A 15,590-nucleotide genomic window follows, 5' to 3' on the forward strand; every position below is an offset into this window, starting at 1 on the left:
AAAGCCTTCCCTTCCAAAAACAACAAACTCACTAAAGCACAAATTAAAATAAATGGAACACTCGCTTTATATAAATATATAAAATACTTCCAACTAAAAAGCTGTCTTGTAATTGGGTAAAACCAAATTACAAGACAGCTTCCCTTCATATTTCCTATACAAACCTTTTTACTATTTGACTCCTGCATCTTGCACAGATTCAATTTCCTTTTTCTTACCTTCTTTTATTTCATAATAATACGAAGGTAATTCTATATTATGTTCTAAGAAATAACCCTCAATTAATGAAATAATCACTTTCAATGTTTTCAAACGAGCGTATAATTTATCATTACTCGCAATAATATTCCATTTAGCATTCGGTTTATTTGTGTTTTCAAACATGTCTTCCATTGCTTCGACATACTCACCCCATTTTTCCCGATTACGCCAGTCCTCATCTGTAATTTTCCATCTTTTAAGAGGATTATTCTCTCTTTCTGTAAATCTCTTCAACTGTTCGTCTTTACTAATATGATAGAAAAACTTTCCTATTATGTAATGATCATCAGTTAATAGTTTTTCAAAATCATTAATTTCATCATACGCTCTCGTCCACTCTTCGTTTGTAGCAAAACCTTCAACACGTTCAACTAATACCCGCCCATACCATGAACGGTCGAATATAGTAATTTGCCCATATTGAGGAATTTTCCGCCAAAAACGTTGCAAATAATGATACCGTTTTTCATGTGGAGCAGGGGCGCCAATTGGATTCACTTGGAATCCACGCGGATCAAGATGTTCAGTCACTCGCTTAATCGCTCCGCCTTTACCTGCTGCATCCCAGCCTTCCATAACAAGCATAACGGCTATTTTTTCTTCTTTTAAAATTTGCTGTAGTGCTAATAAGCGCATTTGATATTTTTCGAGTTTCTTATTGTACTTAGATTTCGAATCAATTCTTTTCGTTAAATCTACTTTAGCCAGATGCTCTTTTTCCATCAAACAAATCCCCCTTGTTATATGACAATGTTATTTTAACATATTTATTGGGAATTTTTTCATATTAACATTCCTTTTGACTAATACTCATCCCCTCCACCTGTATCTATCCTTTGTAAGTCGGACGCATCTTTAAATTGATAAATCCCCCCCAGATTTACTTTTTAGTACCCTTTAGCAAGCATTTATTATTAATCAAAAAAACAAAACAAGGAAACTATGCCGAAAAAGCTCTACACAGTTTCCTTGTTTTTTTTAATGTGTGTGTGACATACTTGGGAAGATTAATTACGAAAAGATAGGAGCTCTATCGCTTCACTTATACTACAAACGAATTACAGGCGGAATATCTCCTTCTGATAAAAAGTAAGCAAACACTGTAAATCCACTAACTAATATTGATAATAATGTTATTACAATCCCACGTGGTATATTATCTCAAAAAGAGAAGATAATAACAAATAAATTCATTAAAGAATGGGAGCTCTCTAAAATGAAACACAAAATAATAACTCTCTTTACGCTTATATGTTTAGCACTACCAATGCAAGCTAATGCTTACACATTTCAGTCGTTACCAATTGCATCAAAGTCTAAACAATGGTATATCGAAATTGACAAATCTCATAACTCAAACAAGCAAGCGGTGCAGCCAAAACAAGGTGTATATGATACGTATAGTTTACTCTTAAAAAATATTGGTAATGATGTATCAAATGTATCTGTAGAAATACTTGATAACACACCTACATCTAAAGCTACCTTCAATCCTACTACATTAAATAACAACGTTTCAAAAAGTCATACAAGCTTTGACTACATGGTATTCCCATTAGACTTTAATAGCCATAATTTCAAAGTCGTCATTACTTGGGAGGAAAAGAATTTCTCTTACAACGGCCATCCAGTAAATGAGAGTAAAAAAATAAAACAAACATTTGTGTTTAATGAAGAGTAAGCCCTAATTGGATTAGGGCTTACTCTTCATTTACAAAACCAGATTGAATTGCATCTGTCACTTCTTTTGCAATTTCCATTGTCGTTGCTTCCATACAAAGTTTTTTATACCAAATATGTACGGATGATTTTTTATTAGAAAGATGCTTCATTAAAATCAATTGACTATATGCCATTTTACTTTCTATAGGAGTCGCAATATACACCGTAAAATTCTTTGCTTCAAATACCTTTTCTCCCAAAACATATTTACATCCTAACTCACCTACTACTAAATCATTTAGGTTTTCTATAGTCATATACCATATCCCCCTTTTAGCCTACATAATCAATCGAACCGCCGAATACTTGGTATAGACAATGCCATTCCAATTGTTATGAGTACTAAAATAGCTAGCATTATAATTGTTATTTTGCCACCTATTACAGTGGCTAACCAGCCTACAATCACATACCCTAATGGCAATAAAGCAAATGAACCTAACATATCAAGACTTGCCACTCTTCCAAATGCTTCTTCTGGTACAAGCTCTTGTAAACTTGTTTCCCAAATGAGCCCAAATATCATCATACCGAATCCTTCTATTGCCATTAAAGCTATTAAAGCAGGTGCCCAAGAAACGAAAGGCATAATTAATAGTGCTATTCCACTTATTAACACACCACCATATGCTAGTACTCCCCTCTTACGCCACTGCTGCCGCCCACCAAAAATTAGTGCTGCAATTACAGCTCCAGCACCAGAAGAAGCCATACCCAATCCATACACGAAAGCTTCAAAATGATGATGAACATTAAACAACCATGGAATTAATACAACGATAATTCCTGCATAACAAATATTTATGAAAGAAAAGACTAAAATTGTAATCCACAGCCACGGGTGACTTTTCAAAACTAAAACACCTTCCATAAACTCTTGTTTGTAATCGATCTTACTCTTTTCAATAGGTTTTACTGTTTGAAACTTGATTTCTCTTAAAAATAATAAACATAAAAATGATAACAAATATGTTACTGCATCCAGTCCAAATCCTATTCCGGCAGATGCAACTGAAACGATCAATCCTCCAAGAGCCGGTCCAATTAGTCGTATACCTTGATTACTCATTTGAGTTAATGCATTAGCTGCATTTCGAATTTTCGGTACAAATACTTTCGCTCTTACAGCCGCATACGCCGGCTGAAATATCCCTTCCATAAGTCCATATAATGCTACGAATACATATAGAAGTGGAATTGTTAAAACGTCCATAAATATAAGTGTTGCAAGTAATAACATTAATATGCAACGGATTATATCTGTAAATAACATCAATTTTACCCGGTCAATTCGATCCACGACTAATCCAGCAAACGGTAACGCAAGAATATTAGGAAGCATGTACATTGCCATAGTCATTCCCATTACAACTGTTGAACCAGTTAATGAATATACAACGACTGGCAGAATAACCATCGTTATCGAACTACCTAAAGTCGAAAGTAATTGCCCAAGCCATAAAAACTTAAAGTGTGGTGACACTTTAACTGGCAATAACAATTTACCGACATAACCTAAATGTTTTTCTGTTGGTATTTCTCCTTGCATATCTCTCTCCTCTTTTCAAATTAAGTTAATACCCAAGATTAAATACAGAAAATTCAATCTTTAACACCTTTAATTATATATGAAACTGTTAAATTATTAGTAAAAATATAAAAAAGAAAATCATAATGAATCTACACATATCACGTGTTGAATATAAATAGAAAAGGTGTTTTCATTTATGAAAACACCTTTTCTATTTATAATTTTAAGTTCTTCTTCAATGTCCAATACTTTTCTTGAGCATTTTCAAATGAGAATTCTACCCAGCCATTTGGATCTTCACGATATACATTTACTTTTGTACCATTCTCTAATTTTCCAACTTCATTTTGTGTAACGTTTGGTACACTCTTAATTGGATTGTTAAACGGGAATGGAACTTGATAGTAAGATCCTACAGTTTGAACAGTAGCTTTCGCATCTTTTGCGTAATCTTTATATGGAATTGTTTCGCCTAATGCCTCTACATTTAATGTATTAGGGTTTTTCGGCAATCGGTTTACATTTTGATAATCTTTGTTATTGAAAGGCTTAATACGTTCCATAATATTAGCAATTTTGCCAGCCCATTCTTTATCAGTTGAATACATTACATTCATCGCAGATAATGTGTAACCGTTGAAATACTTAGCACCTTGTTCTAAGTAATTCTTCCTCACATAATCAGCATTGTATGAAATACTTAATCCATAAGATGGTAAATATTTTGCATGTGCGAATGGGTCCCAATCATACGCTCGTAGTCCAAATAAATTATGTTTACGATATGCAATTTCTGATTTCCCGTATCCAGACTCTAAGATTGCATGTGCTGCTAAATATAAAGAGTTTACGCCATACTCGTTTTGCGCTTTAATAAAGTCTTGTCCAACTCCAACAAGCGGACTATCGGGATGATATCTTTTAATATAATTATCAATCTCTTGAGCTGTTACATTAGAAGGTAATGTTACATCTAAATCGATATATGATGCCATGGCATTATATAAAAATTGCGCATATTCTTCACGTGTTAAAACACTAGTTGGATTAAATGCACCTGCACCATTACCTGCAGCAACGCCGTTAGACTCTAATGCACTAATGGCATCATTTGCCCAATGATTTTTCGGAACATCATTAAATGTATGATTAGCTTTTACTTTTAGTTTAAAAGCTTTCTGTAAAATTACAGCCATTTCAGCACGAGTTAAAGATTCTTTCGGTCTAAATGTTCCTTTACCATCACCTACGAAAATCCCCATATCTGTTAAAGCTAAAATTTCTTTTTGGAACATTGTTGTCCCTTCGCTAATATCAGAGTATGGATTTTTATACTCGCTTTTCGCTTCTGGTTTTAATGCACGATATATTAATGCGGCTACTTGCTCACGATTTACAACATCCCCAAATCCAAACTTACCATTATCATATCCTGCAATAATTTCTTTTGACGTTAAATTAATAATTGCTTTATATGACCAATGATCTTTCGGAACGTCTGGAAATTCCTTTTCAGCTGCAAATGAAGTTGCTGGAGCCATCACTACTTGAAGTGCGACTGTCACTGCTAACACATTAGAAATAAATTTTTTCATATTTTTTAACACGTTATGTATATGCTTGTCCCGTGTTAACTTGCCTCCCTTTTTAATAAAATTTTCCCTATTAAACTAACAAACTTTTAAGTCAATTAATTAGTCAACAGTAAAAGTATACGTGATAAAAATAAACTAATCTACCATTATTTTATTTATAATCAGCATAATACGATATATCTTTTTATTTCGATACAAAATTATATAAATCCATATAAAAAGCCCATCTCTATATAGACGATGGGCTTTTTAAACGATGTTTTTTTATTTAGCTAATCGATACTTTGTAACATTGAAACCTTTCCACTCATAATAATCTAAAATCCCAGCATAAACTGCCTCTGCAGCAATTTGTCTTCCTGACTCAGTAGCTAATTTGCCATTATCTATATTGTTATCTATAAAGGCAAGCTCTGTTAAAACTGCTGGTACTGTATTTTTATTTACTACATAAAATGAATGATTGTCTTTTATATCTCTATCTCTTGTATGTAGTGCTTCTACTACTCGTTTTTGAATTTTTTGTGCTAATACTTTGCTATCCTTTTCAAGCTGTGTCTCTTCCCCAGACTTGGATTTTTTATAATAATATGTTTCCGTTCCATGACCATCATGATTTTCAGAAGCATTTGCATGAATGCTTACAAATATATCTGCATTGTTCTCTTGACCAAATTTCACTCGATTCACAAGAGACTCATTCTTGTTACTTCCTGGATTTCCGTTCTCTTCACGTGTTAACAAAGCTTTTAAAGGTGTATTTTTTTCTAACAATTGCTGTAATCTTAAAGATGTATCAAATACAATTTCACTTTCCTTTTCACCTTGCCCTGGATTCCCTGGATCAAATCCTCCATGACCAGGATCAATAATAACTACCTTTTCCACTAATGGATTTCCAACTTGAATTTTGTCAGCCTTTGTAATAAATTGAGCTGCTTCTGCTTTAGTTAGAGTTTTTTCAGGCTCCCATTTGTTACCAGTACCAACAGAAATCCCTAATTCAACTAGGATGTTAGCTTTTGCTTTACCCCAGCTTTTTTCTAAATCACTGAATTTAGTTGCTGGAGTACCATTTACTTTAGAATCTAATTTGTAAGCTTCTACAATAAGGGAGGCCATTGAAACTCGGTCGATTTTCCCAGTTGGATCAAATACGCCTGGGCCTTTCCCTTTAACAACACCAGCTTTTTCTACAGCTGCGATGAATGGAGTATACCATTGGTTTTGAGAATCACCGAAAGATGGTTTAGCATTTTTATCGATTGGTAAGTTTAAGATTTTAGCCATCATTGTAGCTGCTTCTGCACGAGTGATTTCCTTTTCAGGCTCGAACATTCCTGCATCATTACCCTTAACTGCACCTTTTTCTACTAAATAGTTAATAGAATCTTCTGCCCAGTGTTTAGCTGGAACATCTGGAAATGTTTTTGTTTGTGCGAAACTACTAGATGAATAAGATAATATACTAGCTGCGATTATTCCTGCTGTGATTATTCTATTTTTCATAGAATATATTCCCCTCTCAAGTACAATGTTTTATGTAACAGAGTAATTATAGTTCTGAAAATTAGTAATAGTCAATTGCATTTTGTATAATTTTGTCTTATTATTGTATTTTTTGGAACAAATAACTATAGTTAAACTATAAGAGACTCATTTTATAAGAGGAGAGATTCGTATGAGTACGAATTGGAAAAGTATCGAACACCGCATTTATACAATGTGTATGATTCAGCGTAACAATGAAATATTACTAATACAACGGCCGGATCATCTAGGCTTCCCTGGTTACATCGCTCCAGGCGGAAAAGTAGATTTCCCAGAAAGTATCGTTCAAGCCGCTATAAGAGAAGTAAAAGAAGAAACTGGATTACTTGTTTCTAATTTAATCTTTAAAGGATTAGACGAATATGTAAATCCAAAAGAACAAGTTCGCTATATGGTTTTCAATTATTGGACAAATTCATTTGAAGGTAGCCTTCTTCCTCACCCTCCAGAAGGAGAATTAGTATGGGTTCCAATTGACTCTGCGTTACAGCTTCCCATGCAAGAGTGGTTTAAAGAAAGATTCCCATTATTTTTTGAAAAAAGCACTTTCGAAATTCAACGTGTTTGGGATCGTGACTTAGATAAACAAGTTGCTATGACAATTACCCCTACATAAAAAAGCTTGGAATATCTCCAAGCTTCGCTTACTTCTCCTCTATTTTCTTAATCTCATAATCAATTTCTAAAAACTTAACTCCAAATATCCACATTCTATGGTTAGCTGTTAACATTTGATCCGTGCCCTCTTTAATGATAAAAGTCTCTGCTAATGGTAAGCGTATTGTAAAGTAGCCAGTGTGTAAGTATATCCCTTCATCTCCCTTACAACTCTCTCTTAGCTTACTTGTAATAACTAAACTGTTTGCATCATTAGCTAACTTCAAAATACCAGTCATATTCGAATATGGTAAAGGCAATGCGATATTCATATATGTCTCGTTCTTGTATACATGCTTTGAATAAAGGGCTACAAAAATCGTTTCCCCCTCTCCATTCTTTCTTATCCATGCCCTCACGTTTTCCCTACCATCACTTTCATCTTTTACACTAACGATAGAACCTTGCATTGCTTCCCACTTACCACCGATTCCTAAATGTATTTGCGCTACACGTTTACTCATTTTTGCATAACAAAATGCAAATGGACGAAACCAACGAGCCCATTTAATGTTTGCTTGTAAATGATACTCTTTCGTATGTTCATAAAAGCGATTAATACTTATTGGTATCTCTGTTTCATCAAATGTATCTCTATGAAAATTACTCATTTTATCAACTAATCCACTATATTCCTTATTATCTACTAATCCTTGGCTATGTAAAAAACGCTCTCCAACTGTAAAACTCCCTTTTAAGTGGCTCATTGGTTTTCCATAGTATTTATAATTCGGAATACTCTTCTCAATCATCCAACCGAGAAAAGCTGGTAACGCTACCCCAATCCCATTTACCACGCCGTGAATCCAGACCATTTGTGCAATTGTAATCGTCATTACTTGTTTGAAATTTCCGTATGAATATATGAGTGAAAACATTATTGTTACCATAAGTGCACTAGAAGAAATAACTAAAAGTACCTTTGCACTTATAGCATTGAATTTCGTTCTCCATACATAAATTCCATATCCATAAATGGCACATAAATATATGAATACTGCAAAGAATTCAAACACCCTCGAATACGTAATTCCTATTGCAACTGTCATTGGAGAAATGACGATGATAAACATAATAGCGTCATATAACTTACTTCCCCGTTCTCTTTTTCTTCCAAGTAAACCCGCTGATAACGGCAATAAAAATGCCGAGTAATGAAAGTGTGCAGCTGTGAGTAAAACAATGTCAGAACTAAAGTGCATAATTGAAAGTTTTGCTACAGAAGCAAAAAACCAGAAACCACCTAAAAACAAATACATAAAGGCACTATCAATAGCTGTCTCTTCTAACGGTTTCCATCCTCTTTCTAGCAATCTACTTACACCAAATAACGCGACAATTCCTGTATATACAAACCAAAATAGCGCAAAGAAATAGTGATTTGTTACGAAAGCTAACATTGCACTAATTGCTGCGATTGGATATAAAAACGATACAAATTTATAAAAGAATACATACGATCCATTTCTTGTTTTCTTATCAATGATGCAAAATGACATCGGTATAAATAACAAAATAGATAATAAAATAATTGCTTCAACAGGATCTACATTCGACCACTCGTATATTAGAAATACAATATAACAAGCAAATCCAAATAGTATATTTTTCATCTCGTTTATTTCCTTTCCACAAATGTTCCCTTATATGAAAATAACGAACCAATTAACGGATTCCGTACTTGTACATGAATTCGAAAACATTGTAGTGTTTCATCATAACTTTCTACAATTTTTGCCTCTCCGTATAAAAATCTAGGTAACGGTATTTTTCTTCCAAACATAAAAAACCATTGTTTCTTTGAAGAAATATGTATCCCGCCTTTTTCATCAATATAAAAACTCAATGTAGAAACAAGTATATGTGGCTCACCAAAATAATCTACAATTTCATTATTCTCTTCATCCAACTTCATAACAGCGTTAAAATATCTTTTCTTATTATGAAAATAAAAAGTACGATTCCATGTTACAAATTCTTTCCCATATTCATCTCGCTCAGCGGTATTATGTATCGTAAATGGCACTTTCTTTCCTCGCTCAGAGAAAAACATTCGAAACTTCGATGCAATTTTCAAAATCAATTTAACGAAAAAAGAGCCACCGTAAATTTCATCCATTTCCCCTTCTCCTGTAAAACTATTCTCTTCTGTAATCGCATATCGCTTCTGTAATTTTGGATGAAGATTTTTATAGGTATCTCCTAATAATCTTTCATAAATATTAGCCATATATTTATCCCTTTCTCTTCCTCTTACAATTTTTTGCGCTTGGCAAATTAGTGCAATTCATATAACCGACGATTGATAACCCTATTAGAAGAAAATTCAATGTAATCGGATTAAACGGCTCTGTAAAACTTGTGATATTCGTAACTCCTGCCACTATAGTTAAACCTATTAACATAACAATATGTAATATAAACAATTTTCGTTTTTGAAATGGCAATAGCCACATAACACCCCATATTATTTCTAAAAATCCAACTATTTTAAGTATAAAAATACTACTTTCATTCGATCCGATTAACTCAGAAAGCATCTTCAGTTCCTCTGGATGAGTAAAAATCACTTTCGGTACAATCCCTTGATATAACCATACGAAGGCAAATAAAAAGCAAACGAGCCAATACGTCATCGTTCTTCTAATTAACAACTTAGGATGAAGTCCCTTTTCTAACCATAATTTTAAAGCATCAAAACTCCAAGCAGTCGCAGAGCCAAATAAAGGTCGAAAAACATATGAATCTATCACATTTCCTATACGACCAAACCTTGTATCATAATCATATTTCGTCTCAAAATAAATATGTTCTTCATTCGGTGTATATTTCCAATAACCACGCCCGATTTGTATAAGTGATAATTGATTGTCTGTCCAAAATTTTAAAGAAGAAATGCGCTCTCCAGTTTCTTTTCTTACTTCACCTATCGATTCTCCTTCTCCAGCTATTTCAAGTCCGAAACCAATCTTCGTTTTATATAAAAACTTCTGCGGCTCCCCCTCCTTTTTCTCCAAATACGAGATTTCTGTAAAACGTGCATCCCACTCTGTATGTAGGTCCGGTTCTTGCGTATATTTCCATAATTTCTCCATTGTTGTTTTCATTTCTATCGCTACATAAATAGGCTTTTTCTTGCCCATCCTTCCACCTCCCATGCTCTATATTTTTAATGTACATGCAACGAATTTATTTTGCTACACTTTTCACAAACTAACCTTCAAAAAAGATAGAATTTTTAAAAAATATATAAAACACTTGATTCCCTGAAAAATTTAAATTATTATAAAACAAATGTTACCAACAACTTCATAAATCAAACACTCTCGCCTAAAACGTGAGATAGAGGTCGCAACGCTTATAAGTATTCTAAAGGAGACACAGAGATGTCTATGAATTTAGAAGAAAGGAAGTGTTGCCGAAATTGATAAATTTCTCTGCATTTATCAATTGGGGCTGTTTTCGAATAGAAACAGAACTGTCATATGTACAGACATGTACGTGTGAAGAGCTATCTACAAAAAAGAGATATCATCTTTATGATATTCCTTTTTTGGCGGTTTTTTTATTAGCTCCGTTTTCTGTTTCCCTTTTCCTGTAACAGCACCATCCTCACTTATTTGAGATGGTGTTTTTTGTTTTTCTCTCTGGTAACTACAGGAATATTGGGATTTGTATATGTCCTAACCTATTCTTAAAAATGGACGAAAGAAGGAATTCGTAATGGAAACGATTGTACAAAAGTTTGGCGGTACTTCTGTTGGAAGCGTCGAACGCATTCAACATGTAGCAAGCTTAATTATTGAAGAATATGAACGAGGACATAGCATTGTCTCTGTCGTTTCAGCAATGGGAAAAAGTACAGATGAACTTGTCGCACTTGCTAACGCTATTACTGAAAATCCAAGTAAACGTGAAATGGATATACTCCTATCTACAGGAGAACAAGTAACCATTTCACTATTAACAATGGCACTACAAACAAAAGGTTATAATGCAATTTCATTAACAGGATGGCAAGCTGGTATTACGACTGAATCTGTACATAGTAGTGCACGGATTACTGACATTAATACTGATCGTATTCAGTCCTATCTTACTAAAGGCACGATTGTTATAGTAGCTGGTTTCCAAGGAATAAGTGAAGAAAATGAAATTACAACACTTGGCCGCGGTGGCTCCGATACGACTGCTGTTGCATTAGCAGCGGCATTAAAAGCAAAAAAATGTGATATTTATACGGATGTGACCGGCGTATATACGACTGATCCACGTGTTGTAAAAACTGCTTATAAATTAGATGAAATTTCTTATGACGAAATGTTAGAGCTTGCCAATCTCGGTGCTGGCGTGTTACACCCACGCGCTGTTGAATTTGCTAAAAATCATAATGTAGTTTTAGAAGTACGATCAAGTATGGAACAAGAAAACGGAACAATTGTAAGGGGAGAATGTAACATGGAACAACAATCAATCGTTAAAGGTATTGCATTTGAGGATAACATTACACGCGTCACAATTAAAGGGTTAGAACAAGGTGCACTTTCAACAGTTTTCTCTACGTTAGCAGCGGCACATATTAATGTAGATATTATTATTCAAAGTATTACAAATGAAGGAACTGTTCACCTCTCTTTCTCAATCCATTCTAATGATTTAAGAGAAACATTAGAAGTATTGGAACAAAATCAAGAAGCACTTCACTATGAATCTGTGGAATATGAAAATCATTTAGCAAAAGTATCAATTGTAGGATCAGGTATGGTATCTAACCCAGGTGTCGCTGCAAATATGTTCACTACTTTAAAAGAAGACGGTATTCATATTAAAATGGTAAGTACATCTGAAATTAAAGTATCAGTTGTCATTGATCGAATTCACTTAGTAGATGGTGTGGAAGCACTACATCAATCATTTATGGCGAAAATTGAGCCTTTAGTGCAAATGAGCTAATTTCCGCCAGTAAAACTTACAACAAATTATATTAATCTATTTCCTTCCTATATAAATAGAAAGCTGTTTGCATAGTGGAAAGTGAGAAAAAGGTTATTTAGTTTAAAATAAAGTCGTTTGAAAAATAATAAAATTGTTAAAAAATAGAAGCAAGTCGTTCTCTTCAACAATTGGGCAGTTATCTACCACCTAACTTCCTCGCATTCGCCGAATTTTGAGGTGGGAATCTTACTACCTGCAAATAGCGGGATAAATTTTTACACATAAGGAGATAAAGACTATGACAAAAAACAAATTACTAAGAATGGACAATGTCAGCATCGTTGTAGAATCCCTTAATGACGCAATCTCTTTCTTCGAAGAGATTGGCCTGAACCTCGAAGGGCGAGCCACTGTCGAAGGTGAATGGGCTGGTCGCGTAACTGGACTCGGTTCTCAGTGCGTAGAGATTGCTATGATGGTTACGCCAGATGGCCACAGCCGAATTGAACTTTCACGATTTCTCACCCCACCTACTATAGCAGATCATCGGACAGCTCCTGTAAACGCTCTCGGTTATCTGCGTGTCATGTTCACCGTTGAGGACATTGACGAAATGGTATCCAGACTTACTAAGCATGGTGCAGAGCTCGTTGGCGAAGTAGTTCAGTACGAGGACTCGTATCGACTCTGCTACATTCGTGGAACCGAAGGAATTTTAATCGGTTTAGCGGAAGAACTCGGTAACAAATAAGTAAGTGACGTTTTATAAAGTGAAACTTTAATCAGTGGGAGGGTGTTCCTCCCCACTGATTATTAGCTCTCACCAATCGGGCTTTAGCGGGATAAAAAGTCGTTGGCTATGCCAAACAGAAATTCATTCAAAATTAAACAAGTATAACCCCGTCCTAAAGTTAGGACGGGGTTATACTTGTTTGAGCTTTTAAAACTTTATTATCATTTTACACATGGATTTCAAGCCTCTACACAAACAGCTTTTTAACATATTATCAACATCAAAAAATTATTATAAAACAATTAAATTATTCGTTATATCCTTTCCTAGGAAATATAACTGACTCCTCCCACTCTTCATTATATATCTTATCGCTCTTTCCCTTGAATTCCTTCATAGTCAATGAAAGCACTCATAATTAATAATCCGCAGCCAATATAAAAACCAAACTCATTCTCTTTCTCAAAATCCGCCTCTTCTTCATCAATATGTATTTTCTCTTTAAAGCTTTGATTCTCGTAGTTTTTTTAGCGGTTCTCCTATGCTCATAACGTCTCCTCCTTTAATAAATTATGACATGAAAGGAGATACAAATGACAGAAACTATTGGTAAAAGCCACTGTAAACTATTCGTTTACACAATAAAAAAAGAGAGAATAGCTCTATATTTAAGCTATTCTCTCTCTTCTATTAAAACAGATGAATGTTTTCTTTCTTACAAGCTTCACGTAAATCATCAGGCCATACAGAAGATTGAACTTCACCGATATGTGCTTTACGTAAGAAGTACATGCACATTCTTGATTGTCCAATACCACCGCCAATTGTTAATGGTAGTACGTCTTCTAATATACCTTTATGGAAATCATACTCACGTTTGAAGTCATCACCAGTTTTCGTTAACTGTTCATCAAGTGATTTACTATCAACACGGATTCCCATGGATGATAATTCGAATGAAGCTTGTAGTACTGGGTGCCAGAATAAAATGTCACCGTTTAATTTCCAATCATCATAGTCAGCTGCACGTCCATCGTGTTTTTCACCTGAACGGAGTGCATCACCAATTCCGATAATAAAGACTGCACCGTGTTCTTTCGCTATTGCATGTTCACGATCTTTCGGTGTTAATTCTGGATATTTATCTTCTAGTTCTTGGGAAGTAATGAAAACAACATCTTCTGGTAAATACTTTCCAAGGAACGGATACTTTTCAAATAAGTGATCTTCTAAATCTTTGAATATTCCATAAATTGTTCGTACTGTTTCTTGCAAGTATTCTACAGTGCGCCATTCTTTTTGAACAATTTTTTCCCAATCCCATTGGTCAACGTAAATGGAATGTGTTGCATCTAGTTCTTCATCACGACGAATCGCGTTCATGTTTGTATATAAGCCTTCACCAGCTTCATAGCCGTATTCATGTAGTGCGAATCTTTTCCACTTCGCTAGTGAATGAACAATTTCTAATTCTTCTCCTGAATGTAGCATATCAAATTCAATTGGACGTTCTACACCGTTTAGATGATCGTTTAATCCTGATTTTTTCGTTACGAATAATGGTGCAGATACGCGGAATAGTTCAAGACGTTTTGCTAATTGGTCCTCGAAAAATGTTTTAACTTCCTTAATTGCGATTTGAGTCTCTCTTACTGTCATTAATGATTGATACATGGTGGTTTCCTCCTAAAATGTTTGGATGTTGTGAAAAGAAGCCAACAAAAAAAGCCCTTCTATCCCAAAAAACTGGGACGAAAGGCTTTGGTTCCGCGGTACCACCCAAATTAGCAACAGAGGTTGCTCACTTATACAATACGGAGATGAAAAAATCTCGATACTGTTCTTCTTGTAACGGCGAAGTTCCCGGCTAAGTCTACTTTCCTATAAAGGATTTCGGTTAGCGACTCCAGGAGGTTCTTCATAATAGGCTTCGTATCAGGCTCACACCGTCCCTGACTCGCTTAAACTACATCCTACTACTACTCGTCCTTTCATAGTCGTTTTGTTGTCACATCTCTGAAACATTTTATTAATGATTATTCTATACAAAAAATAAAGAAAGTCAACAAAAAGTTTTAAAAAATTTTTCAATTCTTTATTTTACGGCTTTATTGATTGTTGTTAATTTAACATCTTTACTTCTTCTGTCTCGTCATTCCAAAAAATGTTTCACTAACCGAAACTAACGTATACACAACTATTAGTGTAATCGTTCGAAATATAGAATCCGCAGTATTTCTTATTATTTTCATTTTCTTTGTAATTCCTTTCAGTTTACTTGCAATTTCATGATATACTATAGCATTCAAGCAGTTTGTTTTTACTTAAAGCAAACATAGTCATTTATCAAGAGTATTTTCTAATTCATTGACTATTATCAAACAAGATTTTTATATAACGGAGTGATCATATGAGCAAAACGAAAGCGAAACCGAAAAAAGGTGTAGGACAAGGTACAGGAAGTAAGGGATGGAACCGTTGGCAATCAAGTGCAAAGAAAAAGAAAGCAGCAAAACCATACAAAAGTAAAGGCACAAAGAAGTAATTTAAATACCATTTGATTTCTTTACTTTGTTCAAAACAAAATATAATTATTACAACAAAA

General features: G+C 34.3%; 14 protein-coding genes, 1 pseudogene, 1 riboswitch and 1 other annotated feature. Of the genes and pseudogenes, 5 read left to right on the forward strand and 10 right to left on the reverse strand.

Annotated elements, in window-relative coordinates; genetic code table 11:
• Positions 1–171: 171 nt before the first annotated feature.
• Entirely contained in the window at positions 172–984 is an 813-nt protein-coding gene (locus tag JDS80_RS04360; protein ID WP_199637199.1) for a polyphosphate kinase 2 family protein, read from the reverse strand.
• 493 nt (positions 985–1,477) lie between these two features.
• Between JDS80_RS04360 and JDS80_RS04365 the strand changes: the two genes are divergently transcribed.
• On the forward strand, positions 1,478–1,942 hold the full coding sequence (locus tag JDS80_RS04365) for a hypothetical protein (RefSeq protein WP_071745082.1): 465 nt from the start codon (positions 1,478–1,480) through the stop codon (positions 1,940–1,942).
• A 19-nt stretch (positions 1,943–1,961) separates the two neighbouring features.
• On the opposite strand, the gene JDS80_RS04370 is transcribed toward JDS80_RS04365, so the two are convergent.
• The 4 genes from JDS80_RS04370 to JDS80_RS04385 all read right to left on the reverse strand — a co-directional run bounded on the left by JDS80_RS04370 (position 1,962) and on the right by JDS80_RS04385 (position 6,618).
• Positions 1,962–2,240, reverse strand: coding sequence for a hypothetical protein (locus JDS80_RS04370; RefSeq protein ID WP_199637201.1), 279 nt, complete (start codon positions 2,238–2,240; stop codon positions 1,962–1,964).
• A gap of 29 nt (positions 2,241–2,269) precedes the next feature.
• Positions 2,270–3,532, reverse strand: coding sequence for an MFS transporter (locus JDS80_RS04375; protein ID WP_199637203.1), 1,263 nt, complete (start codon positions 3,530–3,532; stop codon positions 2,270–2,272).
• Between the two features lie 197 nt (positions 3,533–3,729).
• Positions 3,730–5,109 (reverse strand): S-layer homology domain-containing protein, encoded by a 1,380-nt coding sequence (locus JDS80_RS04380; protein WP_071745141.1) that lies wholly within the window; start codon positions 5,107–5,109, stop codon positions 3,730–3,732.
• Positions 5,110–5,373: 264 nt separating this feature from the next.
• Entirely contained in the window at positions 5,374–6,618 is a 1,245-nt protein-coding gene (locus JDS80_RS04385; RefSeq protein ID WP_199637205.1) for an N-acetylmuramoyl-L-alanine amidase, read from the reverse strand.
• A gap of 172 nt (positions 6,619–6,790) precedes the next feature.
• Here JDS80_RS04385 and JDS80_RS04390 point away from each other — a divergent pair, with 172 nt between their 5' ends.
• Positions 6,791–7,276, forward strand: coding sequence for an 8-oxo-dGTP diphosphatase (locus JDS80_RS04390; protein WP_071745078.1), 486 nt, complete (start codon positions 6,791–6,793; stop codon positions 7,274–7,276).
• 28 nt (positions 7,277–7,304) lie between these two features.
• Here JDS80_RS04390 and JDS80_RS04395 read toward each other — a convergent pair whose 3' ends face one another.
• From JDS80_RS04395 to JDS80_RS04405, 3 genes are read right to left on the reverse strand one after another with little or no spacing between them, the layout of a single operon-like run.
• Positions 7,305–8,930: a YndJ family protein gene (locus tag JDS80_RS04395; protein ID WP_199637207.1), complete on the reverse strand. Its 1,626-nt coding sequence runs from the start codon at positions 8,928–8,930 to the stop codon at positions 7,305–7,307.
• A 5-nt stretch (positions 8,931–8,935) separates the two neighbouring features.
• Positions 8,936–9,547 carry a DUF4166 domain-containing protein gene (locus tag JDS80_RS04400; protein WP_071745076.1) on the reverse strand — a complete coding sequence of 204 codons (612 nt, stop codon included), beginning with the start codon at positions 9,545–9,547 and terminating at the stop codon, positions 8,936–8,938.
• A 4-nt stretch (positions 9,548–9,551) separates the two neighbouring features.
• Positions 9,552–10,460: a DoxX-like family protein gene (locus tag JDS80_RS04405; RefSeq protein ID WP_199637209.1), complete on the reverse strand. Its 909-nt coding sequence runs from the start codon at positions 10,458–10,460 to the stop codon at positions 9,552–9,554.
• 192 nt (positions 10,461–10,652) lie between these two features.
• Positions 10,653–10,839, forward strand: a riboswitch (Lysine riboswitch).
• A gap of 201 nt (positions 10,840–11,040) precedes the next feature.
• Here JDS80_RS04405 and JDS80_RS04410 point away from each other — a divergent pair.
• Positions 11,041–12,270 (forward strand): aspartate kinase, encoded by a 1,230-nt coding sequence (locus JDS80_RS04410; protein WP_071745073.1) that lies wholly within the window; start codon positions 11,041–11,043, stop codon positions 12,268–12,270.
• 280 nt (positions 12,271–12,550) lie between these two features.
• Complete coding sequence (locus tag JDS80_RS04415) at positions 12,551–13,003, forward strand: VOC family protein (RefSeq protein ID WP_199637211.1); 453 nt, start codon at positions 12,551–12,553, stop codon at positions 13,001–13,003.
• Between the two features lie 365 nt (positions 13,004–13,368).
• Here the strand turns inward: JDS80_RS04415 and JDS80_RS32320 are convergent.
• Positions 13,369–13,497, reverse strand: a pseudogene (locus JDS80_RS32320) (helix-turn-helix domain-containing protein); the annotation flags it as partial.
• 178 nt (positions 13,498–13,675) lie between these two features.
• The gene (gene asnA / locus JDS80_RS04420; protein WP_002118166.1) at positions 13,676–14,659 is read right to left on the reverse strand and encodes an aspartate--ammonia ligase; all 984 of its coding nucleotides are present in this window, start codon (positions 14,657–14,659) and stop codon (positions 13,676–13,678) included.
• A 70-nt stretch (positions 14,660–14,729) separates the two neighbouring features.
• Positions 14,730–14,989: a binding site (T-box leader), on the reverse strand.
• A gap of 406 nt (positions 14,990–15,395) precedes the next feature.
• Here asnA and JDS80_RS04425 point away from each other — a divergent pair.
• Positions 15,396–15,530, forward strand: a complete 135-nt coding sequence (locus JDS80_RS04425) for a DUF3934 domain-containing protein (RefSeq protein WP_000047591.1) — start codon at positions 15,396–15,398, stop codon at positions 15,528–15,530.
• Positions 15,531–15,590: the final 60 nt, after the last annotated feature.

The sequence above is a fragment of the Bacillus cereus group sp. N8 genome (assembly GCF_016483685.1).
Classification (GTDB): Bacteria; Bacillota; Bacilli; order Bacillales; family Bacillaceae_G; genus Bacillus_A; species Bacillus_A proteolyticus.

Excerpts from the sequence above, each read along its gene's own strand:
- JDS80_RS04360 (WP_199637199.1), bottom strand. The coding sequence starts at position 984 with ATGGAAAAAGAGCATCTGGCTAAAGTAGATTTAACGAAAAGAATTGAT.
- JDS80_RS04365 (WP_071745082.1), top strand. The coding sequence starts at position 1,478 with ATGAAACACAAAATAATAACTCTCTTTACGCTTATATGTTTAGCACTA.
- JDS80_RS04370 (WP_199637201.1), bottom strand. The coding sequence starts at position 2,240 with ATGACTATAGAAAACCTAAATGATTTAGTAGTAGGTGAGTTAGGATGT.
- JDS80_RS04375 (WP_199637203.1), bottom strand. The coding sequence starts at position 3,532 with ATGCAAGGAGAAATACCAACAGAAAAACATTTAGGTTATGTCGGTAAA.
- JDS80_RS04380 (WP_071745141.1), bottom strand. The coding sequence starts at position 5,109 with ATGAAAAAATTTATTTCTAATGTGTTAGCAGTGACAGTCGCACTTCAA.
- JDS80_RS04385 (WP_199637205.1), bottom strand. The coding sequence starts at position 6,618 with ATGAAAAATAGAATAATCACAGCAGGAATAATCGCAGCTAGTATATTA.
- JDS80_RS04390 (WP_071745078.1), top strand. The coding sequence starts at position 6,791 with ATGAGTACGAATTGGAAAAGTATCGAACACCGCATTTATACAATGTGT.
- JDS80_RS04395 (WP_199637207.1), bottom strand. The coding sequence starts at position 8,930 with ATGAAAAATATACTATTTGGATTTGCTTGTTATATTGTATTTCTAATA.
- JDS80_RS04400 (WP_071745076.1), bottom strand. The coding sequence starts at position 9,547 with ATGGCTAATATTTATGAAAGATTATTAGGAGATACCTATAAAAATCTT.
- JDS80_RS04405 (WP_199637209.1), bottom strand. The coding sequence starts at position 10,460 with ATGGGCAAGAAAAAGCCTATTTATGTAGCGATAGAAATGAAAACAACA.
- JDS80_RS04410 (WP_071745073.1), top strand. The coding sequence starts at position 11,041 with ATGGAAACGATTGTACAAAAGTTTGGCGGTACTTCTGTTGGAAGCGTC.
- JDS80_RS04415 (WP_199637211.1), top strand. The coding sequence starts at position 12,551 with ATGACAAAAAACAAATTACTAAGAATGGACAATGTCAGCATCGTTGTA.
- asnA (WP_002118166.1), bottom strand. The coding sequence starts at position 14,659 with ATGTATCAATCATTAATGACAGTAAGAGAGACTCAAATCGCAATTAAG.
- JDS80_RS04425 (WP_000047591.1), top strand. The coding sequence starts at position 15,396 with ATGAGCAAAACGAAAGCGAAACCGAAAAAAGGTGTAGGACAAGGTACA.